The sequence below is a fragment of the Ezakiella massiliensis genome, from assembly GCF_059862345.1.
In genome coordinates this window covers 56,055-81,468 of the sequence record NZ_JCBCEO010000002.1, presented here as the reverse complement: position 1 = coordinate 81,468, position 25,414 = coordinate 56,055, and the positions used below count along the sequence as shown (strand labels likewise).

General features: G+C 42.0%; 22 protein-coding genes. 7 read left to right on the top strand and 15 right to left on the bottom strand.

Features of this window, described 5'->3' with window-relative positions; translation table 11 throughout:
* Positions 1-314: 314 nt before the first annotated feature.
* From AC6FXG_RS03280 to AC6FXG_RS03240, 9 genes are all read right to left on the bottom strand, one after another.
* Complete coding sequence (locus AC6FXG_RS03280; RefSeq protein ID WP_500571556.1) at positions 315-794, bottom strand: N-acetyltransferase; 480 nt, start codon at positions 792-794, stop codon at positions 315-317.
* 507 nt (positions 795-1,301) lie between these two features.
* Positions 1,302-1,703 (bottom strand): winged helix-turn-helix transcriptional regulator, encoded by a 402-nt coding sequence (locus AC6FXG_RS03275; RefSeq protein WP_075574858.1) that lies wholly within the window; start codon positions 1,701-1,703, stop codon positions 1,302-1,304.
* Positions 1,704-1,917: 214 nt separating this feature from the next.
* Positions 1,918-3,357, bottom strand: a complete 1,440-nt coding sequence (locus AC6FXG_RS03270) for a copper amine oxidase N-terminal domain-containing protein (RefSeq protein WP_500571555.1) — start codon at positions 3,355-3,357, stop codon at positions 1,918-1,920.
* 713 nt (positions 3,358-4,070) lie between these two features.
* Entirely contained in the window at positions 4,071-5,519 is a 1,449-nt protein-coding gene (locus AC6FXG_RS03265) for a glycogen synthase (RefSeq protein ID WP_500571554.1), read from the bottom strand.
* Positions 5,507-7,330, bottom strand: a complete 1,824-nt coding sequence (locus AC6FXG_RS03260) for an ATP-binding protein (RefSeq protein ID WP_500571553.1) — start codon at positions 7,328-7,330, stop codon at positions 5,507-5,509. The genes AC6FXG_RS03265 and AC6FXG_RS03260 overlap by 13 nt, the downstream gene beginning before the upstream one ends.
* The gene (locus tag AC6FXG_RS03255; protein WP_500571552.1) at positions 7,330-8,223 is read right to left on the bottom strand and encodes a DNA double-strand break repair nuclease NurA; all 894 of its coding nucleotides are present in this window, start codon (positions 8,221-8,223) and stop codon (positions 7,330-7,332) included. The genes AC6FXG_RS03260 and AC6FXG_RS03255 overlap by 1 nt, the downstream gene beginning before the upstream one ends.
* Entirely contained in the window at positions 8,207-9,013 is an 807-nt protein-coding gene (gene rsmI / locus AC6FXG_RS03250; RefSeq protein ID WP_500571551.1) for a 16S rRNA (cytidine(1402)-2'-O)-methyltransferase, read from the bottom strand. The genes AC6FXG_RS03255 and rsmI overlap by 17 nt, the downstream gene beginning before the upstream one ends.
* A gap of 79 nt (positions 9,014-9,092) precedes the next feature.
* Positions 9,093-9,533 carry a hypothetical protein gene (locus tag AC6FXG_RS03245; protein WP_500571550.1) on the bottom strand — a complete coding sequence of 147 codons (441 nt, stop codon included), beginning with the start codon at positions 9,531-9,533 and terminating at the stop codon, positions 9,093-9,095.
* A gap of 9 nt (positions 9,534-9,542) precedes the next feature.
* A complete protein-coding gene (locus AC6FXG_RS03240) occupies positions 9,543-10,256 on the bottom strand; it encodes a Fic family protein (RefSeq protein WP_500571549.1) in 714 nt (237 codons plus the stop codon).
* A gap of 136 nt (positions 10,257-10,392) precedes the next feature.
* Here AC6FXG_RS03240 and AC6FXG_RS03235 point away from each other — a divergent pair, with 136 nt between their 5' ends.
* Positions 10,393-12,114, top strand: coding sequence for a M3 family oligoendopeptidase (locus AC6FXG_RS03235; RefSeq protein WP_500571548.1), 1,722 nt, complete (start codon positions 10,393-10,395; stop codon positions 12,112-12,114).
* A gap of 726 nt (positions 12,115-12,840) precedes the next feature.
* Here AC6FXG_RS03235 and AC6FXG_RS03230 read toward each other — a convergent pair.
* The 6 genes from AC6FXG_RS03230 to cobA form a co-directional block, all read right to left on the bottom strand.
* On the bottom strand, positions 12,841-14,280 hold the full coding sequence (locus AC6FXG_RS03230; RefSeq protein ID WP_500571547.1) for a phospholipase D-like domain-containing protein: 1,440 nt from the start codon (positions 14,278-14,280) through the stop codon (positions 12,841-12,843).
* Positions 14,281-14,638: 358 nt separating this feature from the next.
* Positions 14,639-15,958, bottom strand: coding sequence for a histidine--tRNA ligase (gene hisS / locus AC6FXG_RS03225; protein ID WP_500571546.1), 1,320 nt, complete (start codon positions 15,956-15,958; stop codon positions 14,639-14,641).
* Entirely contained in the window at positions 15,958-16,524 is a 567-nt protein-coding gene (locus tag AC6FXG_RS03220; protein ID WP_500571545.1) for a GNAT family acetyltransferase, read from the bottom strand. The genes hisS and AC6FXG_RS03220 overlap by 1 nt, the downstream gene beginning before the upstream one ends.
* Positions 16,521-16,787, bottom strand: coding sequence for a hypothetical protein (locus AC6FXG_RS03215; RefSeq protein WP_500571544.1), 267 nt, complete (start codon positions 16,785-16,787; stop codon positions 16,521-16,523). Before AC6FXG_RS03215 ends, AC6FXG_RS03220 begins: the two co-directional genes overlap by 4 nt.
* Positions 16,788-16,810: 23 nt before the next feature.
* Complete coding sequence (locus tag AC6FXG_RS03210; RefSeq protein ID WP_500571543.1) at positions 16,811-17,071, bottom strand: hypothetical protein; 261 nt, start codon at positions 17,069-17,071, stop codon at positions 16,811-16,813.
* Between the two features lie 76 nt (positions 17,072-17,147).
* Positions 17,148-17,891: a uroporphyrinogen-III C-methyltransferase gene (cobA, locus tag AC6FXG_RS03205; protein WP_500571542.1), complete on the bottom strand. Its 744-nt coding sequence runs from the start codon at positions 17,889-17,891 to the stop codon at positions 17,148-17,150.
* Positions 17,892-18,062: 171 nt separating this feature from the next.
* Between cobA and AC6FXG_RS03200 the strand changes: the two genes are divergently transcribed.
* The 6 genes from AC6FXG_RS03200 to AC6FXG_RS03175 all read left to right on the top strand — a co-directional run bounded on the left by AC6FXG_RS03200 (position 18,063) and on the right by AC6FXG_RS03175 (position 25,209).
* A complete protein-coding gene (locus AC6FXG_RS03200; RefSeq protein WP_500571541.1) occupies positions 18,063-19,199 on the top strand; it encodes an ABC transporter substrate-binding protein in 1,137 nt (378 codons plus the stop codon).
* Between the two features lie 42 nt (positions 19,200-19,241).
* Entirely contained in the window at positions 19,242-20,870 is a 1,629-nt protein-coding gene (locus AC6FXG_RS03195; protein WP_500571540.1) for an ABC transporter permease, read from the top strand.
* A complete protein-coding gene (locus tag AC6FXG_RS03190; protein WP_500571539.1) occupies positions 20,854-21,774 on the top strand; it encodes an ABC transporter ATP-binding protein in 921 nt (306 codons plus the stop codon). The genes AC6FXG_RS03195 and AC6FXG_RS03190 overlap by 17 nt, the downstream gene beginning before the upstream one ends.
* Positions 21,771-22,973, top strand: a complete 1,203-nt coding sequence (locus tag AC6FXG_RS03185) for a glycosyltransferase family 4 protein (protein WP_500571538.1) — start codon at positions 21,771-21,773, stop codon at positions 22,971-22,973. The genes AC6FXG_RS03190 and AC6FXG_RS03185 overlap by 4 nt, the downstream gene beginning before the upstream one ends.
* A 215-nt stretch (positions 22,974-23,188) precedes the next feature.
* A complete protein-coding gene (locus tag AC6FXG_RS03180) occupies positions 23,189-24,550 on the top strand; it encodes a TrkH family potassium uptake protein (RefSeq protein WP_500571537.1) in 1,362 nt (453 codons plus the stop codon).
* A gap of 8 nt (positions 24,551-24,558) precedes the next feature.
* Positions 24,559-25,209, top strand: a complete 651-nt coding sequence (locus AC6FXG_RS03175; protein ID WP_500571536.1) for a potassium channel family protein — start codon at positions 24,559-24,561, stop codon at positions 25,207-25,209.
* Positions 25,210-25,414 lie beyond the last annotated feature (205 nt).

The following is a 25,414-nucleotide window of genomic DNA, read 5'->3' as shown; positions in this document are numbered from 1 at the left end:
CGGACTCTACAGAAATTTTGTTTTCTTGGGCAACAAGTTGCGTGAGTCACTGCATACCAATCGGTCAATTTCTTGGCGACCATAAAGGATCGCCTCTACAGGAAATTGACCTCTTGGGCAGAGCTGCAACCGCGGCCGCTACCAACGCTTCGCGTTATTTTTTTACTTTTTATCTTCTCCTCAACCTTTAAGCACATAGATTTTATGAGGAAAAATTGATGAATTTTTGTAGCTTGAGACTTTTTGACGAATGAGGCGTACTAGAGTGTACGTCGGAATGAGCAAAAAGTCGAACACTGCAAAAATTCGCAAATTTAACGCGAAATTTTTTGATAGGCGAAACGTGACTCGCCGTTTTTTAAAAAGATAATTCCACAATAACTAAATCCCGCCTTCTCTATCGCCGCCCTCATGGGGCCATTATCCTCATGGGTATCCACCCTCACGCAGGGCGATTTGGTCAGGGCAAAGTCCGCCGTCTCTTTAAAGACACCCCTCCGTCCACCAGCCTGAGCAATCCTATGGATGGTCACATAAGGGCCGTCATAATTCCAGGCCCCCTCTATGTGCTCGTAAGTCGGATCGTCCCCGTATATCATGGCAAAGGCCCCATAAATTTCTTCATCTTCCATTACATACAAGTTCCCATTTTCAATATCCGCCGCCAAATCACTTCTCGCCGGATAGCCGTCCGCCCATTGCTTCAAATTTCCATGAGCCCTCATATAAGCCTTGGCCCCTTCAAAAATCTCCACCAATCTGTCCAAGTCACCCATCTTCGCACGCCTAATCATACCAACCTCCTCAAGAATTTCTCTACCTTTATTATAAATGGAAACGCCACAAGACACAAGCAAATAAAAACGACCACATAAACAAAACAAAAGCGGGGACATCGAATCCCCGCTTTTGAATGGCGACCATAAAGGATCGCCGCTACAACGTTCTTATAAATTTACAGAAAATTAAACCTCTTTATTTTACATAATGAAACTAAAAAATATGGCCGGAATAAACCGGCCGCTACCAACGCTTCGCGTTATTTTTTAGTTTTTATCTTCTCTTAAACATTCTTTTGCACTTAAATTTCGCTGGAAAATTTGATGAGAAAGGCGTGAGTAGCAGAATTTTTGCGAATGAGGTAAATAATATCAACTCTTCAACCTTTAAGCACCCAAATTTAGGAGGATAAATCGATGAGATTCGAAGTGAAATAAATTTTTTAGGACGCAGTTGTACTTGAGCGTACATCGAGGACTAAAAAATTTTTTCACGAGAATGTCGCGATTTAGACCCTGAATTTATTTACATAGGAAGTCACACCCCTTGCATCTGGGCAACTCCGCCTCATTCTCCAACCTCACCCCATGGCTCCAGGCTCTCATTTGCCTCAAGATTGGGACGAGTTCCCTGCCTCTTTCGGTGAGATCGTATTCGGTTCTGGGCGGCATTTCATCATAGACTGTTTTTGTTACTATACCCATATTAACGAGTTCTTTTAAATTATTAACCAGTGTTGACTCGGTAACATCGCTCATCCCATCTCTGAGTTCAGAAAATCTCAAGGTCCCCAGATTTGAAAGAACGCAGATAATTCTGGCCTTCCATTTGTTAGACAAAATCTTCATAGTGTTTGCAACCGGGCAATTGACGTCCTTATCGCTCGGTACATTCTTTAATTCTTCTTGTATGGATTTCTCCATTTTTCATAACCCCCCTTCTTAAAAAATATATATGGTTTAATAGTTCAAAAATAAAACTATAGTCTCCTATTTAATATTATAATTCAATTATCGAAATAAATCAATAGAATTGTCATATATAGTGCTATGTTTTTTTAAGGATCAGCAGATATGCATATGCATTTTAAAAAACGAGGTGGAATTTTTAATCCGCCTCGTTTTAAATCATATTTTATTATTTTGTTCTAATAATTACCCTCATATTTTCTGCATCCCACTCGATGTCATCAGCCTTTTCGTCATTGATGTCTCCGCTTGAGATGGCAAATATTTTTGCAATATTTGTAAGTGGCAACACAATCCTATCATTTTTTACCATTGGCTCAGCGTCGAGTTCAATTGTGCGTCCGTCTGATAATTGAACAATCTTGCTACCCAATGTCAGCTTAGCGGTAATGCCATTTTTGCTAAAAGAAGCGGTCTTAGTCTCTTGGTCCCAGTTGACCTCTGCCCCCAAAACTTCTGCGATAAATCTGACAGGGACCATGGTTCTACCGTTCAGTGCAAAGGGCTCAACGTCCATAATTCTCTTTTCAAGTTTACCGTTAACATTTACCTCATATTCGGCTTTGTTTAAATACAAATAGTGCTCAACAGTCTTGACCTCATCTTTTTCAGGAAGCTTTTCTTCTTTTTTCTCTTCCTTCTTTTCCTCTGTCTTAGCCTTAGGTTTTTCTTCGACCTTAGAGTAATCACGGCTTGAATAATCTGGTCTCATATAATTTGGCCTTTCATCCTCGCTAGGTCTCTTTTCTGGTGCCTTATTTTCAGGTTTTTCTTGAGGATTTTCCTCAGGTTTTACAGGTGGATTTTCCTCAGGTTTTTCCTTTGGCTCTTCAGGAGCTTCTATAAATTCCGCATAGAAATTTTTGTTTTCAGCTGAAACCTTGTAGTCGGTCTCACCTTTTTCATTGACCCACTTAACAGACCCCTTCTTGCTCTCATCACTTCCCTTTGCGGCTATTAAATCAAAAATAGTTCCGCCGATTATTGGATTGGTGTATTTAGAAACATCCACACCTGGCATGGCCTTGTAGGCTGAAAATTCCACAGGATTTTCTTGACCCTCATATACATTATCACTGCCAGCCTTGGTCCCCTTGCGCAAATAAAAAGTAATTTTAACTGCATTATCAGGTGCATTTGTATTGCCAAGACCAGTAATATGATCGCTTACATAAACTTTATTCTTAACAGAAAGTTCAGAATTGTCTTTGAATTTAACATTTACATTTCCTTCTCTTGTGCCCGCTTGAGATAGGTCACGACCCGGTTTTTCGTCTGTCATCTCAGCTCCTTCAAGATTTTCCTTGGCCCCATTGTCATTCTTGTGCTCATCTTTTAGGCCAACCCCATCCTTCCAGTTGACGGAATCACCCTTCCAAATTTTGATGTCCTTGCCTTCAAGCTTGTCTTTCATAGAATTTGCGACAGTCTTTTCTTGAACCTGGACACCAGGGTTTTCATTTGCAATTTGCTGGCAAGCGGCCTTGCCTAAGTCCTCCGGTCTGCAGTCATTGGCCAGAACATTTATGGGCATAGTTTGCACACCGATCATGGCTGCTAGGGCAAGGGCAAAAGTCGTCCTTGCAATTTTTTCTTTTGAATATTTCATTTATTAATCTCCTTGAATTTAAATTTCGCGAAAGGCAATCAACTTGCCCCACATTTTTTGCTTTTTGATTATAAAGTTTTTTTATATTATTTGTCAATAGTTTTTTGAAAAAAAATATAAGATTTTCGAAAAAATTTTTTCACATCATTAGGACATAAGGACAAATCAGCATAATTTACACAAAAAAGCGGCTAATCGAATCAGCCGCAAGATTAAAATGTTTTATTATTTATTTGTTTTTTATTTGTATTATGTCTAATCCAACAATGCAAATTTGCGAGGGCCGTAAGATTCTACATGAAAAACAAGAATATTTTTATACATATGATTTACGAGGGAAAATTGATGAATTTTTGACTTTTCGGGCTACACTTTTCGGGCGACATAAAGTCGCCCCTACAACGTTCTTAAATATTATTTTACCTTTCTCTCTTTAAATTTGCGAGGAAATTTCTATGATGGCCGTAAGATATTTTTTTATATTCTCTTAATTTTTATAGCACTCTGAATTTGTGAGAAAAAAAACGGATGAGATTCGCGTTAGTCACAGAAATTTTATAGTGCGAATTTATCCACTCTTTATTCATTCTATGGCAGTGGATTTACGAGGGAAAATTGATGAATTTTTGTAGCTTGAGACTTTTTGACGAATGAGGCGTAGTAAACCCTACGCCGCAGTGAAAAAAATTTCGAAACAAGCGAAGGTCGCCGTTTTAGCCACAAATTTCGTGTTTCAATTCATTAAATATCTCCAGATACGTGTCCGTCGTAACCCCCCACCTGGAGTCGCGTTCCAAACAGTTCACCTGCATCTGCTCATAGACTTCTGGCTTGTTGAAGTAGATGTCGCAGGCGGTATCAATGGCTTCTCTAAAGTTTTTCGAGGTTTGACCAGAGAACAAAATGCCTTGACCTTTTTTGGAAAATTTATTGTAGGCCTTGACTGAGTCTTTGAGGGTTCCCGTTTCGCGAACGATTGGAACTGACCCATAGCGCATGGCGATGAGCTGGTTGATGGCGGAGATTTCCGTCCGCGGTACAGCCAAATAAAAATCCGAACCAGCCAAAATCCTGTTGGCCTCGTTTTCGTTCATATAAAGCTTAGTTGCTATGCGGCCGGGGAAACGATTTTGATATTCGATTAATGTATCCTCGATTTCGGGGTCGCCCGTGCCCATAAAGATTATATTTATATTTTTCTCCATCAGATAATCCAAATTGTCGGCGATGAGGTCCGTGCCCTTTTGACTGATCATCCTGCCGATAACACAGATCAGCATCTTGTCCACGCCCTCCAAATTATAATAATTCAAGAGCCCAAGCTTGTTGACCTTGCGTTCTTCCAAATTTTCCAGAGAAAAATTGGCAAATAATGACCCGTCAGTTTCGGGATTGTAGCGCAGATAATTTAGGCCATCCAAGATGCCAGCCATTTTAAAATTGTTGGCCTTGAAAAGTCCGTCCAATCTTTCAGAATAAAATGGGGTTTGGCATTCTTCCTTGAAAGTTGGGGATGGGAAGGTGATGTAATCGGCTGCCAGGATGCCGGCCTTTAAAAAGTTGACCGACTGATAAAACTTGTAGTCGAAATCGCCCACCATCTCCATGGGAAGGCCAATAGCTTCGGCTTCGCAAATGGGATAGATCCCTTGGCTTTTGATGTCGTGGAGGGTCAAAACGGTCTTGACATTTTTGTAGTACTTGTCGTTTTGCCTGAGTTTTTTAATATAGGCAGGAATTAATGCGGCTTCAAAGTCTTTGGCGTTTAAAATATCCGTCTTCAAATCCATTTCCTTGATCATTTGCACAACGGCCTTGGCGAAAAATATAAAGCGTTCGCAGTCGTCAACCTCTCCAATTACCCGGTTGCGGTTAAAGTAGGTCTCGCTATCTATAAATAGAAATTCCACGCCTTCCACATCCAAAGTCAAAATGGACGCCGTGTGTTTTTCTGAATTGATGTCCACCATAAAATTTGTAATGTATCTAAGCGAATCAGAATACTTGGCCTTGACTGATTTGTAAAGGGGCATGACAACCTTGGCGTTGTGGTTTTTCTCCCTGTACTTTCGGGTGGAATTGTAGACGAATTCCGCAGAGTTGGTGACCCTCACGAAGGGGACTGCCTCAACAGTTGCGACTAAGATATTTAATTTTTCCATGTGTACCTCCTTCCAAAAACCGTCTCTTCCATTTCAAAGGATCCAGCTTGGACCAGACGATTGAGCTCGGCTTTTAAAGAGTCTGTCGTGTAAGACATGCCCATATCTTCGAGTTCTTCGATCAGCTTTAGATAATCCGTTTCGTTAATTGGCGAATATGTTTTTAAAATATCAATAATTTTATCAGTGGTCTTGGCCCTGTGCGCCTCAAGTTCATCAAAGGGGTTTTCGCTCTTGGGTTGATGACTGATAGCCTGGCGGACGCGGACAAAAAGTGTCCGGCCGATGGTGGCCGACGAGAAGAAAACGTTACCCGATTTCAAATAAGGGAGTCGTTTTGCGTCTTCGCTTGAAATATCGGTCTCGTCGCGAATAGTTTTGATGTCCGTTTCACGAGTCGTTCTGAAAAGCAATTTTGTGTTTAGCTGGGCTGTCGACGTGTCGTCAAGGATGCTTGGTCTTTGAGTTGCAAGGACCAAGAAGACTCCGTACTTCCTGCCCTCTTGGGCGATCTCGCGAATAATGGACTTGGATGGAGATTCATCGCCGCGTGGGGCAAAGTTGTGGGCCTCGTCAACGACTGAAACAAAGGGCGGAAAATAAGCTGCGTCAGATTTTATCTTGGCATCCAAATATTCCCTCCGCAAATTGTAGGTCTTCTTTAAGATAAAGGCTGTAAAAACTGTGAGCACGCGTTTAGACCCTTGGATGACCACGGTCTTGCCCGATTTTAGATCTTCGATTACAGAACTTGATGCCGTGTCGAAAATCCCCGTCTTGTCAAGAGAGGTCAGCCTCCAGCTAATGCCCTTTAGGACATTTATGTTGGAAGTTTTTATATACTTGCCGTAGGAAGCCAGCTTTGTGTCAAGGGTATTGGCCTCGGCAATGTTACCAGCCGCACGCAGGTCCTGAATTTCCTGGGCAATTTTATTTTCATCGCCGATTTGCAGGAGCTCGATCATGGATGAGATTTTAAATTTAAAGGAATCAATCGATTCGTTTTGCTCTTTGATATTTTCAATGGCCGCCTTCATGGGCTCGGTGAGTCCTCCTGCCGATTGCAGCAGGTAAACCAAGTCAAAGGCTGACAGGTCGCGAAAGTCCACGCCAGCATTCACGCCGACTTCATAAACCTCATAAGCGTCGTCAAAACGGCCGTCGTCACTTTCAAAGGTCATTTCATTGTGGGGATCGGAAATAATTGTCGGAATGCTGTGGCGCATAAGCTCTTCTAAAATTACCCGTAATCCGTAGGACTTACCCGACCCAGATCCACCAAAGACGCCCACGTGTGGATAGTCTTTCATGGCCCATAAATCAAAAATCATTGGCAGTTCAAATTGGTCGACCGCTTTGCCGTCTTCGTAAGTAGTAAAGAGGTTTTTTAAATCTTCGTCTGCACCTGCATATAGGTTGTCAGTGTTTTTGATGGCGCCAACGATTAGTCCCTTGTCTGTGGAAGTGGAAATCAAAATGGATTTTACTTCATCAAAGGTCGGCACGACCACGTCTGACCCAGTTTCAATTGGATAGGGCGCTTCATTTAAGAGGCGGACCTTTGCAATGTAAATCCTCTCGTTGTCCAGGTCATAGCCCAGCTCCTTCAAACTTTCCATAACCCGCTTGTCGGCCATGTCCGAATCCGGATCCAAAGGCATAAAGCGATTGTAAGTATGGGTTTCAATTGTCTCGCAAAGGAGAGCCCCCTGGCTGGGGTCGATAATTTTTAAATATTCATTGATGCGAATGGCCCGCTCGTTATCCACGATATAGGCTTCGCTTTGGCTAGTCATGCCTGCAACTTTCATTACATCCACCTCTTCTTTCTGGCTTGGTCCAGATAAATCCGTCTCAAGTCCTCGTCAATATATGTTTTAATAAAGGCCTCCAGCTCGCGGTCGGTAATCCGCGCGTACTTGTCCACCATGTCAATGATGTAGGGAATGCCACGCCCACTCTCAGGCGTCATGGTAAAAATTAAATCCAGAGCCTCTCTAATCCTCTTCTCGTCTGAAATATTGTAGTCGATTGCAATTGGCTGGGGGCTCAGGGCCGAACGAATATAAGCAGTCCCCACTTCAGTATTTTTCCTATGCTTGGAATTTAAAATGAGAGCCTGGCCATAATCCAAAGCGCCAAAAACGATTTCTCGGTCGTAGGCGTCAATGCCAAGGGACTCGGCCACCACTTTTGATTTCATGTCTTCGATAATGCCGACGACCAAGCACTTATTTTTGTTGGCCACTTGGACAAGGTCGTGGAAATCGTCTTCGGCGTTTGTCAAAAACCTGATAAAGCCGCCGTCCATAAAGAGAGCGTGAGATTTAAATTTCTCCAAGCCTTGGATGGCAACCAGAACTTCGAGTCTTGCCAGTTCGTCCTTGGGATTTTCGTAAGAGCCTGCAAGGGGTGAAATGATTTTATTAATTTCAAGCCTTTCCCTTTTTAAATCTGGCAGATAGCAGGCCGACAAAAGTGAAATCACATTTGGTTCGTCGCCGCCAAAGGAATTTACAGACCCGTCTACAGCTGCGATTGAATTTTCTTTATAAACTCCAAGTTCTTCTACAGTCAGTTTCCTCGCCTGGTAGAGTTCGCCCACCGTAGACAAGTCTGCCTTTATATGCGCCTTGTCGATTTTTTTATATTTTTCCCGCAAAGTCTCATTAAATTTTTCAAATTCTCTAATCCTGTCTTCCATGGTCCAGCTCCATTAAGTAATTATAAATATCATTTCTCTTGGCATCGGGATTTCTTTCCATAACTTTTTTTACAATATCCTTGGTCCTTAAGCCTTCATCTTTCAATTGTTTAGCCAGGTCCCTAAAATCCTCGATTTTTTCCTCAGCCCCCTGGACAACTATGACCAGCTCGCCACGAAATTCCATGTCCTTGGCTTCATGCAAAGTCGTTTTGATATGCTCTTCGTAGATTTTTGAAATCTCGCGGGCAATAGAAATATTCCTGTCGCCAAAAATTTCCTCCATGGCGGCAAGAGTTTCGTTAATCCTATGGGGTGACTCGTAAAAGATAAGTGTATGGGAAATATTTTTTAGACTTTCAAGCTCCCGGTCGCGGTCAGATTTTTTCTGTGGCAAAAATCCCACAAAGGTAAAGCGACCAGCATCTAAGCCCGAAGCAACCAATGCTGGCACAAAGGCCGTTGGTCCGGGCAGGCAAATGACTTCCGCTTGAATGGACTTAACCAAGAGCTCACATGGGTCCGAAATACCCGGAGTGCCCGCATCTGAGATCACGGCTATGTCCACACCATCGTCGAGGAGGTCTTGGATCTCGTCGACCTTGGATGCCTCGTTGTACTTGTGGAGACTGCGGAGTTTATTTTTTATTCCCAGATTTTTAAGTAAAATTCCCGAGTGGCGGGTGTCCTCACAGTAAATAAAGCCGACAGACTTTAAAATATCGACCGCCCGAAAAGTTATATCAGATAAATTGCCAATAGGAGTTGGCACAATATACAAAATCCCCATATTATCACCTGCTTTTATTATAGCAGATTGCAAGATATTTTTCGACAATAAAAAACCAGCATGGCTGCTGGCGAAAAAATTATTTATTTTTATTTTTCTTGTCCCTGATCAAAACATAAATCCAAGCCAAAAGTGCAGCTGCGATTAAGAATAATATCATAGAGAAATACTTGGCCCATGCCCTAAGGGGCGTGCAGTCAAAGTATTTAATATAAGAGTAAGGTCTGGTAGATAAGAGGCTGCGGTTAAGAATGGACGCCATAAAAAACAGGGAGTAGATAGATCTCGTTTTATCGTCTTGTCCCTCAAGCCCTCTAGTTAAATTAAAAATATAAAATCCAAGTGGTAGGACCTGACCCAAAATAGTCAAAACAACAGTCAGCCAAGTTGGCATGAACAAGTCCTTGTCATAGACAAATTCCAAAATAGAATAAATAATGGGAACCAGGCCAAGCAAATAAACAAAAACTAAAAGGCCTATCATAAATTTTCTTTTTTTCTCGCTGAGTTTATAATCCATTTTCTCCTCCTAATATTGAATCCTAAAATAATCCAAATACTTTTTAAATTTATCCTGAGCTGTCAGGCAAGTATCCATCAAATATCCTTTTTCCTCCTTATAATTTGCCAGGCCACGATAGTAAAAATATTTTAAGTCCTCATCTATTATAAAGGGGACGATATTTTCCTTTAAGGCTTCTTTGAGCAAAATCAGCCTGCCCACACGCCCATTGCCATCTTGGAAGGGGTGGATGGATTCGAACTTGTAATGAAAGTAGACCAGGTCTTCAAAAGGCTTTTTGGAAATGCAGGCATAAGCCTCCAAGAGCTTTTTCATTTCTCCTTCTACATCTTCGGGGGCTGTGGTCTCGCGGCCGCCAACTTCATTGGGGACATGCTTGTAATCGCCGACTGCAAACCAGTCCTCATCCGCCTGACTTGTCCCAACCTTCAAAAGCTTGTGCAAAGTTTTTATAAAGTCTTGGTTCAAATCGTCCATGGCATGGTCGATCACATAGTCAATACATTTAAAGTGATTTACAGTTTCAAAAATATCATCAACATTAACTGCCTCGTCCACGCCTAGTGCCTTAGTCTCAAAAATATAGCTGGTTTGGTCGTGGCTGAGCCTGTTTCCTTCAATGCGGTTTGAATGATAAGTAAATTCAATTTGCAACTTATGGTAGATTCCGCCAGATATTTTCTTGGCCTTCTCTGCCCTCAAAATTTCCAATAAAGTCATCTTATCACCTATATATATTATAACAGAAGGCGAAAAATTTTTCGACCGATTTCCCCCGGCCATTAATATTTCGAAAAGCGTTTTATATCTTAGTCTAATGGGGTATAAATATTTTGTAAATCAAAAGGAGGTTTATATGGAAAATAATAACTTAAGTGAACAATTAGAATTAAAATTTGAAGAATACGAATATGTCCGTCCGGATTTTGACGAGATTGACAAGCTGATCAAAGCTCAAATCGAAGAGCTCAAAAACGCCAAGCACGTGGACGAAGCTGTCCACGCTTATGAAGTCTACACCCACGCTTTGGCAGATGCAGACTCCATGACAACCCTGGCTTCAATCAGAAACTCAATCAACACCAAGGACGAATACTACGAAAAAGAAATTGAATTTATCCAAGAAAATTCACCACACCTAGAAAAAACTATTGTGGAATTCAAAAAAGCCTTCTTGGAATCAGAATTTAGAGATCAATTGGAAGAAAAATACGGTGAATACCTCTTCCAAAAATACGAAAACGATCTTCTAACATTCAAGCCCGAAATCGTTGACGACTTGGTAGAAGAATCCAAGCTCACAACCGAATACCAAAAGCTCTTGGCCTCCTGCCAAAAAGATTGGGACGGGGAAAAATTAAATCTCACCCAACTTGGCAAGTACACCCAAGACAAGGACAGAAATGTAAGACAAAAAGCAACCAAGCTGGTAGCTGAATTCTTTGACGAAAACACAGCAAAGCTTGATGAAATTTATGATAAACTCGTAAAGGTTAGAAATTCTATGGCCAAAAAACTGGGCTACAAAAACTATGTAGAACTCGGTTACAAGAGAATGGGCAGGGTTGATTACGACGCAAATGATGTTAAAAATTACCGCGAACAAATCATCTCTGAAATCGTTCCACTTGCAACAAAACTTCGCGAAAGACAAGCCAAACGCCTTGGCCACGAATTGAAATTCTACGACGAAGGCCTACAATTTGAATCAGGCAACGCCAAACCACACGGCGACAAGGATTGGTGCCTAGACAAGGCCAAGAAGATGTATGCTGAGCTCAGCCCAGAAACAGACGACTTCTTTAGCTTTATGTTAAAGCACGATCTCTTTGACCTTGACTCCAAACCAGGCAAGGCAGGCGGCGGCTACTGCACATACATGTCCAAGTGGAGAAGCCCATTTATCTTTGCCAACTTCAACGGCACAACCCACGACGTGGAAGTTCTAACCCACGAAGCTGGCCACGCCTTCCAAGTTTATAATTCACGCGATTATATCTCAGAATATATTTGGCCTGGCATGGAATCAGCAGAAATTCACTCCATGAGCATGGAATTTTTCACCTGGCCATGGATGGAACTCTTCTTTGAAGGAGAAACTGACAAATTCAAATTCTCCCACCTCCAAGGAGCAATTCTCTTCCTCCCATACGGAGCCCTCATCGATGAATTCCAACACTTCGTTTACGAAAATCCAGACGTAAGCCCTGAAGAAAGAAGAAAAACCTTCAGAGAACTGGAAAAGAAATATTTACCACACCGCGACTACGACGGAGTAAAAGTCCTCGAAGACGGCGGATATTGGTTTAGACAAGGCCATGTATTCAGCGTACCATTCTATTATATAGACTACACCCTGGCCCAAGTTTGCGCCCTCCAATTCTGGAAGAAAGACCGCGAAGACCACGACAAAGCCTGGGAAGATTATCTAAACCTATGCAGGGCTGGCGGTACAAAACCATTCCTACAATTAGTCGAACTAGCAAATCTGGAAAACCCATTTGTGGATGGAACGATTAAGAAGACGGTTGCACCAGTAATCGAGTATTTGGACCAAGTAGACGACAGCAAATTCTAAAATTCCTTGTTTAAATTGCGGCTTTTTTCAGTGTTCAACATTTTGCTCATTCCAACGTACACTATAGTACGCCTCATTCGTCAAAATGTTTTAAGCTAAAAAAATCCATCAATTTACCCAGCGGAATTAAGAGAATTAAAAAAGATAGATTAATAATATAATTTGCGAGGAAATTTCGATGAGATTCGAAGTGAAAGTTTAATCGGTCATGTAGCGGCCGATTTATTTCGGCCAAACCGATTAAATTCCACGAGAATGTCGCGAAGTTAACCGCAAATTAAAAAAATCTTGCAGGATAATGTATTCTGCAAGATTTTTTTGTGTATATTGTTAAAATTATTGAATATTAAATATATTCGGGCAAGACTTTTCGGTCCACATTCTCCTCAGATTGTTGTACCCAATCGTTTTTCCCTACGGTCGAACGATTGGACAACAAGTTGCGTGAGTCACTGCATACCAATCGAGCATCGTTATCACTCGCTCTCTTGGGCAGGGCTGCAAGTCGCCCCTGCAAACGTGCTGAACAATATCAATTTTATAATCAGATATAATTTGCGAGGGAATTTTGATGAGATTCGAAGTGAAAGTTTAATCGGTCATGTAGCGGCCGATTTATTTCGGCCAAACCGATTAAATTCCACGAGAATGTCGCGAAGTTAACCGCAAATTAAAAAAATCTTGCAGGCATAATGTTCTGCAAGATTTTTTATTTGTTGTCAATTTTTATATAAAAAATTGTATTAATCTAAAAAGAATATAAGCTAGGAAAAACTTCGTCTTCTTCCCCCTCTCCACCTCCGGCTCATCAAAATCCTCTCGCTCTACAAATTCATTATCCCATCCAACTTGTAGAGATTGGTCCAGGGTCGGCTGTATTTGGGATAAAAAGTCTTGGGTGAAGGCTGGGCTATCGACGACAATCATGGTTTCGGTATTTAGATTTACCGACCGGGAGTCCATATTAAAGGACCCAACTGCAGTGATTTCATCATCAAAGACCAGGGCCTTGCCGTGGATGGATTCCTCGCCCAGATATTCGTGAATGTTTATGCCTGTAGCCAAGAATTTTTTCCTTTGAAAAAGATAATTTGGCGAGGCCATTATGTTGTTGGCAGAGTAAAGGGAATTTGTAATGAATGTCGTGTCTAGGTTCTCACCAAGGACTGATAAAAAATCCATAATGGGTTTTGTCCCCGTTGTATATGGCGTTTCCACCAGGGCGGATTCATTTGCCTCATGGGCCAGAGCCTTGAGGTCGTCCAAGACCCAGGTTTCATTTTTGCCAAAGCGTGCTTCTAGTGGATTGTGAAAGACCTTGATCCTCTTAGCTGAAAAGGCAGAGTCGACAAAATCACTAATAGGTCTGTCGTAAAGGTCGCCCTTGTCAGCGAGAAATTTCCTGCCATCAGCCAAGAGCTCTTGAATTTTTTCTGAGTCTGTATTTTTGGCTCTCACTTGCCTGTTTAATTTATTGGTCCACAGATTTTCATAATAAGACTCTAAGGCGTCGACTATGCTCAAAGGTCCATCGCTCGAGTCCTTGACCATAAAAATATCCCTGTCGTGCTTGTTAGCTGCCAATGGATTTGCCAGGGCAAAGTATGGATCGCCAACATTTCTGCCCCCAGTCAGGGCGTACTTGTTGTCAACCAAAATTATTTTATCGTGGAGGCCTTCAAAAAGTGTCCAGGGCCTGTAAATTTTTACTGGATTATAGCGGCCAAATTCAATATTGGGATGGCTGGCCAGGGCCCGTCTATATTTTTTGGGTAAGCCGCCCATCTTGCCGTCGACCATGAGACGAACTTTTACTCCACGGTCAGCCGCGTCCACCAGCTCACTTAAAAAAGCCTGAGACGATTCGTCGGTATCTATGGCATAGTAAACCACATCTACATAGTCTTCGGCCGCTCGAATCATTGACAGGCGAACCGCAAGTGCATCCGTCGGATCGCCAATGGCCTTGACTCGGTCAGGGCTTATTGAATTTTCTCCTGCCGCCTCCCATTCATCTGCCATCTGCAAAGCCGCTTCAGTCCGTGGGTGGTTTTTAGCCGGAATAAAATAAGAAAAAATCCCCGCGACCAAAATATATATTAAAATTATCCAAAAAATCTTTTTCAAAATTCTAATCACAATCGCAGTATTAACAAAACCTTTCATCATATCCCCCCAAATAAGTATAAAATTACATTTACGAATGACTATTTGTTTATATATACCCACTTGTCCTATCGACCCCCACATGTCCATAAAAAATTCAGAGTCTAATTAGAAAATGAAAACAAAAAATATGGCTACCATAAAGGTAGCCCCTACAACGCTTCGCGTATTTTTTGTTTTGATTTTTATAATTCAATAAATATTTTTCTACATTTGTTTTTTAACGTAAGCTTTTCTACATATTATTTTTGAGGAAAAATTGATGAATTTTTGTAGGCTGAGACATTTTGACGAATGAGGCGTACTAGAGGGTACGTCGGAATGAGCAAAATGTCGAACACTGCAAAAAGTCGCAATTTTAACCAAAAATAAATTGAGTGATGCCTTCGTAGTCGTCGATGTTTTTAATCATTTCCACGCCCGTCTCCATCTGTTTAATATAAATCTGGCCTTTTTCAATCTCATTACCGCCGATTACTGTTACAAATGGAATGCCTTCTTTGTTGGCGTAGTTCATGGATTTCTTGACCCTTCTATCGACTTTTTCTATTTCGACTTTGAGGCCGAGCTTGCGGAGATTTTCCGCCAGGATAAAGCTTGGCACTTGGGTGTCCATTGGGATTATAAAGAGGTCGACAAGCGCCTCACTTTCACCTTCTGACTTGGCCTTTAGGACTTCATAGATTACATCGAGTCCAAAGGACATGCCTATGGCTGGATATTCATTGCCGTCGTCGATAAAGGTCCCGATGATCTTGTCATAGCGGCCGCCACCGCCCAATGACACGTTGAATTCGTGGCCATTTACCACCCGGTCTTTTAAGAATATTTCCCAAACTGTGGATGTATAAATGTCAATGCCGCGTGCCAAAAATGGTTTAAAGGCCATGGACTCATTGGCATCTGTGTTTACTGTTAGAGCATGGAGCTCGTCGAGTTCTTTCAAACCCTCTTGCAAGAGTTCGACTTCCGAATCTTTGTATTTGTCTTTGATTTCATCATAGGTCATAGAGAAAGTCGCGTAGAGATTTTCAAATTTGTCAGCCCCAAAACCCAATTCTGCAAATTCTTTTGCAAGAGCTTCCTTGGTCATCTTGTCCAGTTTATCCACCAGCATAATGCACTTTCTTAAAGACTCTTCGTCCATTTGGCCCAGGGTTTCAATTATGAGTCCGTACAAAAGTTTCCTATTATTATATAAAATTTCCACTTCCAGACCTAAGTCCTTGTAGGCGTGGTGGGTCAGGTTCATAAATTCTGCCTCTTGGAGCATGGATGAGATGCCGACCGCGTCCACATCACACTGGGTAAACTCGCGGTTCCTGCCGAGCTTTACCGGGCCGTCGCGGTAGACCCTGCCGATTTCGTGGCGCTTAAAAGGAAGTGTAATCCCCCTGTTAGATGAAATTAATTTTGTCAGGCAAATGGTCAGGTCATAGCGAAGACCCAAAGCCCGTTCGCCTTGGTCCGATAGCTGATAAATTTCGTCCAAGATATCCGCATCAGCAGAATATTTTGACGTCAACAAATCAAGCATGCAAACAATTGGCGTTTCCGCTGCAGGAAAGCCGTACTTAACAAAATTTTTCTTTAAAATATCCTTTATGTGTTCTCTCAACATCTGCTCGTGGGGCAGGTAGTCGTGAGTTCCCTTTAGTGTTTCAAATTCTTTAGCCATTATTCCGTCCTATCTGTTGTAGTTCCAAGTTCCCAATACTTGTTATTGTTAAATTCAAATTCCTTGATCACATCCAAGCCAACCTTGTGGGTGTGGGCATTGTATGATCTGGGATTGATTTGGTTGACAAAGGTCAGCAGGTATTTAAACCTATCCTTCATGGTTGCCAGGGAAAAGAAAAATAATTTTTCAAAGGCGCCCGTGGACCTGTATTCTTTTAAAATACAAATGGGTCCGTATTGGTAGGAATTTCCCACGCTCATGACCTCGCCCTTGTAAGTATCTTCGTGTAGTCTATCGATCATGTAATGAAAAAGAGGCCAGACCTTCCAGTATTCCCAAGAAGCTGCCAGGGCATAGCCGACAATCTTGTCGTCCTTATCTTCGTCAATCAAAACGCTGACACCCTTTTCATCTTCAATCAAGCTCTTCCATTGGTCTTCGGTGAGTTTCGTTGTAACAAAGCCGTCTGGCTTATCTTCTGGACTAATGGTGTCCACATGAAATTTCTTTTGCAAGACCAAAAGTTCGTCTATGTCATTTATCTTTGCAAGTCTGGTTTTCATAAAATCCTCCTTAAATTTCCGCAATTAGAATTAGGCATGGTAAAACAGGCAATAGTTAATCCGATGCCTATTATGACGCCGATTATAGAAAGTAGCCGCCCAGCTCTCGCTATGTCCCTGGATGAATCCGCTTCTAAGTTAGCGCTGGCCATGGTCCAACCAAGAGCGCCTAGTACAGTCGAGAACAAAGAGCTAAAGGCAAATACAGATAAAATTCCAAATACAAGTGACCAGATTCCTGGATCAGTTTTATTAGATTTCATTTTTAAAAATCACCCTCCATAAATTATATCAAAGTAAGAACTGGAAACACCATACAAAAAACTATGCCGATTATTGATAATATTATTGCAGCCCTTGATTTGTAAGTTAATGGTTGATTTTCAGAAGAGCGCAAAGCAATAACCAAAGCGATTAGACCCAGAAAAAAGCCCAAACTGTCCAACCTAAATACTGAAGGTATAAAGCATATTACGATTGCTAAAAAGCCTAGGATAATTGCAAATGATTGCCCAAGATCGGCTAATTGATTATTTCCTGAGTCCATGACTCTCCTCCTCTTTATTTTATAGTAACTTATCCATCTCTATATTATCATTTATGCCTGTATTTTTCAAGCCGCTTTAATCTTCTAAGGCATTCACAACCTCGCCCACGACAATTATTGCAGGGCTATCGATTTCGTATTCCTTTTCTACAATGGAAATCAAATCTGTCCTGATAACTTTTTCCTCTGGCAGACTTGCAGCTGAGATCAAGGCTGCAGGATAAGATTTGTCAAAGCCTGCTTCAATTAATTTCTCTGCAATATTTTTTCTGTCCCGTCTCCCCATCAAGAACACGATCGTTCCGCCAAGCTCATGGAGGGCGGCAAAATTTATGTGGTCGGCTGACCGCCCCAAGCTGTGGGCAGTCATAACCGTAAAGCTACGCGCCATCTTCCTGTGGGTGATGGGAATATTATTTAAACCCAGAGCCGCAATTGAAGACGAAATGCCAGGTACAACTTCCGTTTCGATGCCCAGTTTATTTAAATACAAGACTTCCTCTCCGCCCCGACCAAAGACAAAAGGGTCTCCGCCTTTAAGCCTGACTACAGTTTTGCCAGCGGCCGCCTGGTCATAGAGGATTTTACAAATTTCCTCTTGGGGGACAAAATCACCACCGCCAATTTTTCCCGCGTAAATTTTTTCAGCGGTCGGATTTAAAGATAAAAATTCCTCACTTATATATTTATCGTAGACGATCACGTCTGCAGCTTCAATTGCCTTAAGCCCTCTTACAGTTACCAGGTCAACTGCACCCGGTCCAGCACCAACTAAAATTACTTTTCCATTTTTCTTATTATTTATATTTTCCTTTTCCATGGCCACCTCTCTTCTTATTATTAATATTATAACACAAAAGAAAATCTTTTTGCCTATAAGTTTTATCAATAGCAAAAGTCCGCCTATTAATTTTTTTTATAAAATGATTAATAAAAATTTTACAGGGTATAGGTCATTTGTTGGGGAAACCCAAATATTAAGGAGGAAAAAATGAACAATAAATTTTTAAAAATTTTTAGCTTAATCCTAGCTGTATTTTTTGTAGCTGGAACATTGGCTGCTTGCCAAAAACCAGCTGACAAAGCTGAAACAAAGCCAGCTGAAGAAGCTAAGACAGAAGAAAAAACAGAAGAAAAGAAAGATGAAAAGCCAGAAGAAAAGACAGAAGAAGCTAAAGAAGCCGAATGGCCAGACTTCAATGGTCGCACACTAAACGTTGTTGCAACAAGCGACAAATACGTAAAGCTCTTCGACAAATTCACAGAAAAGACAGGAGCCAAGGTAGAATTCCTCTCCATGTCATCAGGTGAAGTTATCAACAGAACAAAGGCTGAAGGCAAGCCAATGGCTGACCTATGGTTTGGCGGCGGACTCGACGCATTTATGGCTGCAAAAACTGACGGCCTACTAGAAAATTACATTTCACCAAACGCAGCCGATGTTGATCCAGCTTACAAGGATGCAGACGGCGCATGGATTGCAAAGGGTCTAACAGTTGCAGGTTTCATTGTAAACCCAGATGTTCTAAAGGAAAAGGGACTTGAAGCTCCAAAGACATGGGCAGAACTTGCTGATCCAAAATACGCTCACGAAGTTATCATGTCAAACCCAGCAATCTCAGGCACCAACTACGCAGTAGTTAAAGGCCTCTTGGATTTGTTTGGTGATGAGGGTTGGGATTACATTGAAAAATTAAATGCCAACATCGACTTCTACGGCAAACGCGGCAAGGACCCTCAAGAAAAAACTGCAGCAGGCGAATTTGCTATCGGCATTATCCCTGTTGACAACGGTGCTTTCAAAGTTGCTGAAGAACAAGGCCTAGATGTAATTTATCCAGAAGACGGTATTCCATGGGTACCAGAAGGAGTTGCAATTTTCAAGAGTTCAGACAATGTTGAAGTTGCAAAATCATTTGTAGATTTCATGCTAACAACAGAAGCCCAAGAAATGATTGCAGAACTCGACGGCAAAGACTCAGCTCAAATTATTAAACCGGGCGTAAAGGGTCTAGAACTTGGCCTACCACAAGATAAGCTTATCAAACAAGACCTATCAACCTTTGGTAGCGAAAGACAAAACATCTTAGACAAATTCCTTGAAATTTCCAAGGGAAAAACAGAATAATATAAAAGTTAATCTCGCTTAAGAGAAAAAGAAGGAGCAAGTATGAAAAGAAGACAGCTATTCCAAGTATTAGATTATTTAATCGTAAGCCTTTTGGTGGTTTCTGTCGTCCTTTTCATCCTTGTTCCTTTTATTTTTGTTTTCAAAGAGGCGATTATATCCGACCACTCCCTGGATTTTTCGTCCATGGTCACCCTCTTTAAAAACCAAGGCAAAACTATAACCAACACCCTAAAGATGGGTTTACTTACTACATTTTTTTCATCTCTGTCGGCACTCGCCACGGCAATTATTATTTACCTGTCCAGCAAAAATATGCAAAGAGTGCTTTTGACTTTACTTAGCATAACCCTGATTTCGCCGCCCTTTGTCACGAGTTTATCCTTTATAAATCTCTTTGGCAGGCGGGGGGCTATCACCTACCATCTTTTGGGCTTATCCATGAACCCTTACGGACTCTGGGGGATTGTCATGATGCAAACCATCAGCAATTTATCTTTGAATTCCCTGCTTCTATTTTCATTTATAAAATCAATCGACCAAGACATAATTAATTCCGCCAGAAATCTGGGGGCCAACACGAGCAGCCTGATCAAGGATATTATTTTACCTGCGGCCAGGCCCGGCCTCAAGGCTGTCGTGCTCTTATCATTCTTTAGGTCAATCGCAGACTTCGGCACGCCTGCCATTATCGGCGGCAATTTCAATGTGCTGGCGGTCGAATCTTATTTTGCAGTTATAGCTGAGGGCAATTTAGCCAAGGCCTCTGCAATCAATGTTTTATTGTTAATACCATCCCTACTCATGTTTTTATTTTACGGGAGGGACTTCAAGTCCATGGCACCGACGGCTGCTGGCGTGACTTCGACCTCGGAGATCAAGATAAAAAAATCAGGCAGTCTTTATTATTTGCTCCTGACCATTTCGGGATTTTTCCTCTTGGCCGTTACAATTCTCTACGCGGCAATTGTCATGTCGGCCTTCACCAAATTTTACCAAGGGCAAATGTACTTTACCCTTGAAAACTTCGTGGAGACCCGGCCATATATAACGGGAACTGCAATTCGTTCGGTCGTCTACTCGCTGATCTCTGCAATCTTTGGGTCGATAATTGGACTTCTCATCGGCTATTATTTAAAAATTAGAAAGATGAGGGTCATGAAATACGTAGATTTCTTTGCAAATCTCCCATATATAATTCCAGGAACTTTTTTCGGCCTGGGCTATATACTGGCTTTTAAAAATCCGCCACTGGTTTTAACGGGGACGGCGACCATAGTTGTCTTGAACGTTTTATTTAAGCAGCTGCCATTTTCGTCACGCATGGGCGTGGCTGCCATGGAGGGAATTTCAACCGACACCTTAAATTCCATCCGTGACCTGGGCGGATCGCGTGTTGACGAAATCAAAGACGCGGTCATCCCACTTTCGCGTGAGGCCCTTAGCGTTAGCTTTGTAAACGCCTTTACCACAACCATGACCACCATAGGGTCCATTATATTTTTAATTTATCCGGGCCAAAAAGTCTTGACCCTGGTCATGTTCGACGTAATTCAATCCGCCAAGTACAATGTGGGCGCGGTTATAGCCCTATTGATTATCGTTATTTGCCTGACTGTAAACGGACTTTACAGACTTTGGATGAGGAGGACAAATGTTTCTAGAAGTTAAAAATCTAACAAAAAAATACGGGGACAAATACGCCATCAAGGACGTGTCCTTTGAACTGGAAGCCGGCAAACTCATGTGCTTCCTGGGCCCATCGGGCTGCGGAAAGTCCACAATCCTAAAGGCCATTGGCGGCTTTATAAAATTTGACGGCGACATATTTTTGGACGGGAAAAACATTTCACATCTACCGCCCGAAGAAAGAGAAGTCTCTACAGTCTTTCAATCATTTGGCCTCTTTCCACATATGACTATAATGGAAAACGTAACCTACGGTTTAAAGTTCCGCGGCTTCGACAAGGAAGCTCGGATTAAAAAAGGCAAGGACATGCTTGAAAAAGTTGGACTTACCGGTTACGACAAGCGTAAGCCCCACGAGCTATCGGGCGGAGAAAAGCAAAGGGTGGCAATCGCCAGGAGTTTGATTGTCGAACCAAAACTTTTATTACTGGACGAACCCCTTTCCAGCCTTGACGCCAAACTCCAAGTGGAAATGCGGTCGGAGATCAAACGCTTCCAGCACGAATTTGGGATCACGACAATCTTTGTCACCCACAATCAAAAAGAGGCCTTTGAAATCTCTGACAACATTATGCTTTTAAACAAGGGAGAGATTATGCAAATCGGGACAGCCGAGGAAATTTATAAGCACCCAGCCAATGAATTTGTTTTAAATTTCATCGGCGATTCATCGCGGATCGATTCGTCTTATGTCCGCCCCGAAGACATTACAATCGCTGATGACGGCGAACCTGCAAAAATTATTGACCTGATTTACCAGGGGGAAATCTCCAAGCTAACACTGGACTACCAAGGCCACAAACTGGAAACCATATTTTTAAATCGCGATTCCGATTACAAGATCGGCGACACAATAAATATTAAAATAAAGAGGAGGGACTTATGAGAATCTTACACGTGCTCCAACAATTGCCAATGAAAACAGGGTCTGGAGTTTACTATACGAATTTAATTGAAGAACTGGACAAGCACGGCCACGAAAATATAATGCTTTATGCAAATCAAGGGGAATTTGATTTCCCAAAATCAGACCTGCGCTTTGAAGTGGAATTTAAGTCCGACCGCCTGCCTTTCCCAATCATGGGAATGTCCGACGTCATGCCCTATGACTCAACAATCTTTTCCGAAGCCACAGACGAGATGTTTGACAAGGTCCTTGACGCTTACAGGGAAAAATTAATTTACATCAAGGAAAATTTAAAGCCAGATATAATCATCTCCCACCACTTATTTTTGGTGACAAATCTGGTCAAGGAAGTCTTTGCCGACCAAAAGGTCTACGCCTTTTGTCACGGGACCGACCTCAGGCAAATTGGCCAGCACGAAAAATTTAAAAAGATGCTGCCCAACATTCCAAAACTCGAGAGGATTTTCACAGTTGCACCGGGCGAGGATGCAAAAATTTCCGCAATATTTGATATACCACAAGAAAAAATCACTTTGATTGGCGGCGGCTTCAACCAAAATATTTTTAATACTAATTACAAGGCTGAGCCACGCGATTTTATAAAAATTATGTACGCAGGAAAGATTTCCGAATCCAAGGGCGTCTTTGCTCTTGCAGGTGCCCTTCCATATATAGAAGAAGCCCATCCAGATGTTGAACTCCACCTGGTTGGCCACGCAAACGAAGACCAAAGAGAAAAATTATTTGCTAATGCAAAAAATTCTGACAAACTCTTTGTCTACAATTCCCAAACCCAGAAGACAATGGCGGAAAAATTAAAAAACTCCGACATCTTTGTCCTGCCCTCATATTATGAGGCCCTGGGACTCATTGCAATCGAGGCCCTGGCCTGCGGCAAGCTTGCAGTTACATCTGATATAGCTGGCCTAAAAAATCAATTGGGTGACAAGGTCAATGATTCGGGCGTAATCTTGTACACAGAGCTCCCAAGGATTTACGACCTGGACAAGCCAGTTGCAGAGGATGTACCAGCCTATGAAAAACGCCTGGCAAATAATATCATCAAGCAAATCGAAAAAATAAAAGCCGGCTACAAGATACCGGCAGACATCCAAGAGGAAATCGACAAAAATTCCTGGGAAAAATTGGCCATTAGGGTCTTGGAGTATTTAAAATAAAAATAAAGATTGAGCGAGGCGAAATTTCCGCCTCGTTTTTGTTTGCAAGCAAAAAATTTTTTTGCCAAAATTCCCGCAACCAATCAAACAAAATTTTTCCAATGCACACGCATGTATTTTTCTGTGATTGAAATCCCTTTTTTTATTTGTCTTTTGGTGTTATAATCTTAATTACACGAAGGTAGAAATTATCTGCTTATTATAGGAAGGAAAAAATGAGCCAAGTTAAAAACCACCGTTTGGAGCCAACTAAATACATTACTTTGGGTTTTTTGGCCGTAATTATAATCGGCGCCCTGCTTTTGACCACTCCCCTTGCCACAAAATCTGGCAAGAGCGTGGGGTTTTTGAATGCCTTTTTCACTTCCACATCGGCCGTCTGCGTTACGGGCCTGGTGGTTGTGGATACGGCGACCACTTGGAATCTCTTTGGCAGGATCGTCATCATGACCCTGATTCAAATCGGCGGCCTGGGTTTTATGTCCATCGCGACCTTAATTCCCCTAATTTTAAATAAAAAAATCGACCTAAAAGACCGTTTGATCTTAAAAGAACAGCTCAACCAATCCAAACTCCAAGGCATAGTTGTTTTACTCAAAAAAGTTTTTGCAATTACCTTTGCCATCGAGCTTTTGGGCGCGGCCCTCTTGTCACTGGCCTTTGTCCCCCGCTTTGGTTTAATAAAGGGCTTGGGCTACGGGATTTTTCATTCGATATCGGCCTTTTGCAATGCCGGCTTTGATTTATTTGGTGGCCACTATGGAAAATTTTCATCCATAACCGGCTTTTCCAATTCGCCCTATGTTCTACTGACCATCTCCGCTCTGATAATCTTGGGTGGAATCGGTTTCCCAGTTATTATAAATCTAGTAAATCACTTTAAAGACGACGAACGCATTAGCTTGCATTCAAAAATCGCCCTGACTGCAACTGGAGTCCTCTTGGTCCTGGGCACCATAATATTTTTTGCCCTGGAATACAATAACCCAACCTCTCTTGGCCACATGGGTTTTGTGGACAAAGTCACAAATTCATTTATGCAATCGACAACCACTAGGACGGCGGGTTTTGCCAGCGTAGACATGAGCCGCCTCCGCGAGGGGACACTCTTTATGATGATCATCCTCATGTTTATCGGTGCATCGCCTGCCTCAACCGGCGGCGGTATCAAGACGGTCACCCTAGTCGTTTTAATTATGAATATCCACTCCATTATAAAGGGCTCAGAAGACGTAAATATTTTTAAAAGACGGCTCCAATACGGCACAGTCCGTAAGGCCATAGCCATATTTTTAATCGCCATGATCTTTGTCCTGGCGGGGACCTTTATAATGGTAAATGTCGAACCCGAATACAATCTCTTGAGTTCACTTTTTGAATGTACCTCGGCCATTGCAACCGTCGGCTGTTCAATTGCAGGCAGCCAGTATCTGACAAGCCTTGGCAAGATTTTGATTTCGATCTTTATGTTCGCCGGCCGGGTCGGCATGATCACACTTTTCATCTCAATGGCAGGAATCACCCTGGATTCAAACGCCAAGATTAAATACCCTGAAGAAAATATTTTAATAGGATAGGAGAAGATATGTTAAACAAAGGAAAACAATATTTAGTAATAGGCTGTGGCCGCTTTGGTTCAACCGTTGCAACCACCCTTGAAGACCTGGGCAACCAAGTCATGGCAATCGACATTGACGAAGACGCCCTGCAAAAAATTGCAGACCGAGTCACCTACTCTGCCATAGTCGACGTAACTGACGAAAATGCCCTCATAGATATTGGCATCAGAAATTTTGATGCCGTCATCATAGGTATATCCACCGACTTTCGTGCGGCCATTATGTCAATACTCGTCGCCAAAGAAATGGGCGTCAAACTCGTAGTATGTAAGGTCGCTGACGAAATCCAATCCAAGGTTATGAAAAAAGTCGGCGCCGACTATACGATAATGCCAGAGCACAGCGTGGGACGCCGCCTGGCCTATAACCTAACATCGGAAAACGTCGTCGACCAAATGATATTGTCTGATGAATTATCAATCTACGAAATAAATGTCCCAGAAAAATGGATCGGCAAGTCCATCGGCCAACTCGATTTGCGTAAGCAACATGGGATAAATATTATAGCCATAAAAAGAGAAGGCAAGACGATGTTGACCATACGCCCGGATGTTGTGTTTGAAGAGGGAGATACGATCATTCTAGCAGGAGATAATGAGATTATAAAACATATTTGAGGTTAAAATTGTTTCTTTGACTCGTGCGAATTGTTTGCCCCTTGCGGCGTAGGACCCACTACGCCTCAGGTTCAAAAATTCTGTACTTCGTCAAATAATTCAATTTTTCCTCTCAAATATTTACTAAAGTGCTTTTGGATTTGATAAGAGATTTTATATGTAAATTAATAGAATGGTATTGATAAAGAGAAGATAAAAAAAATAA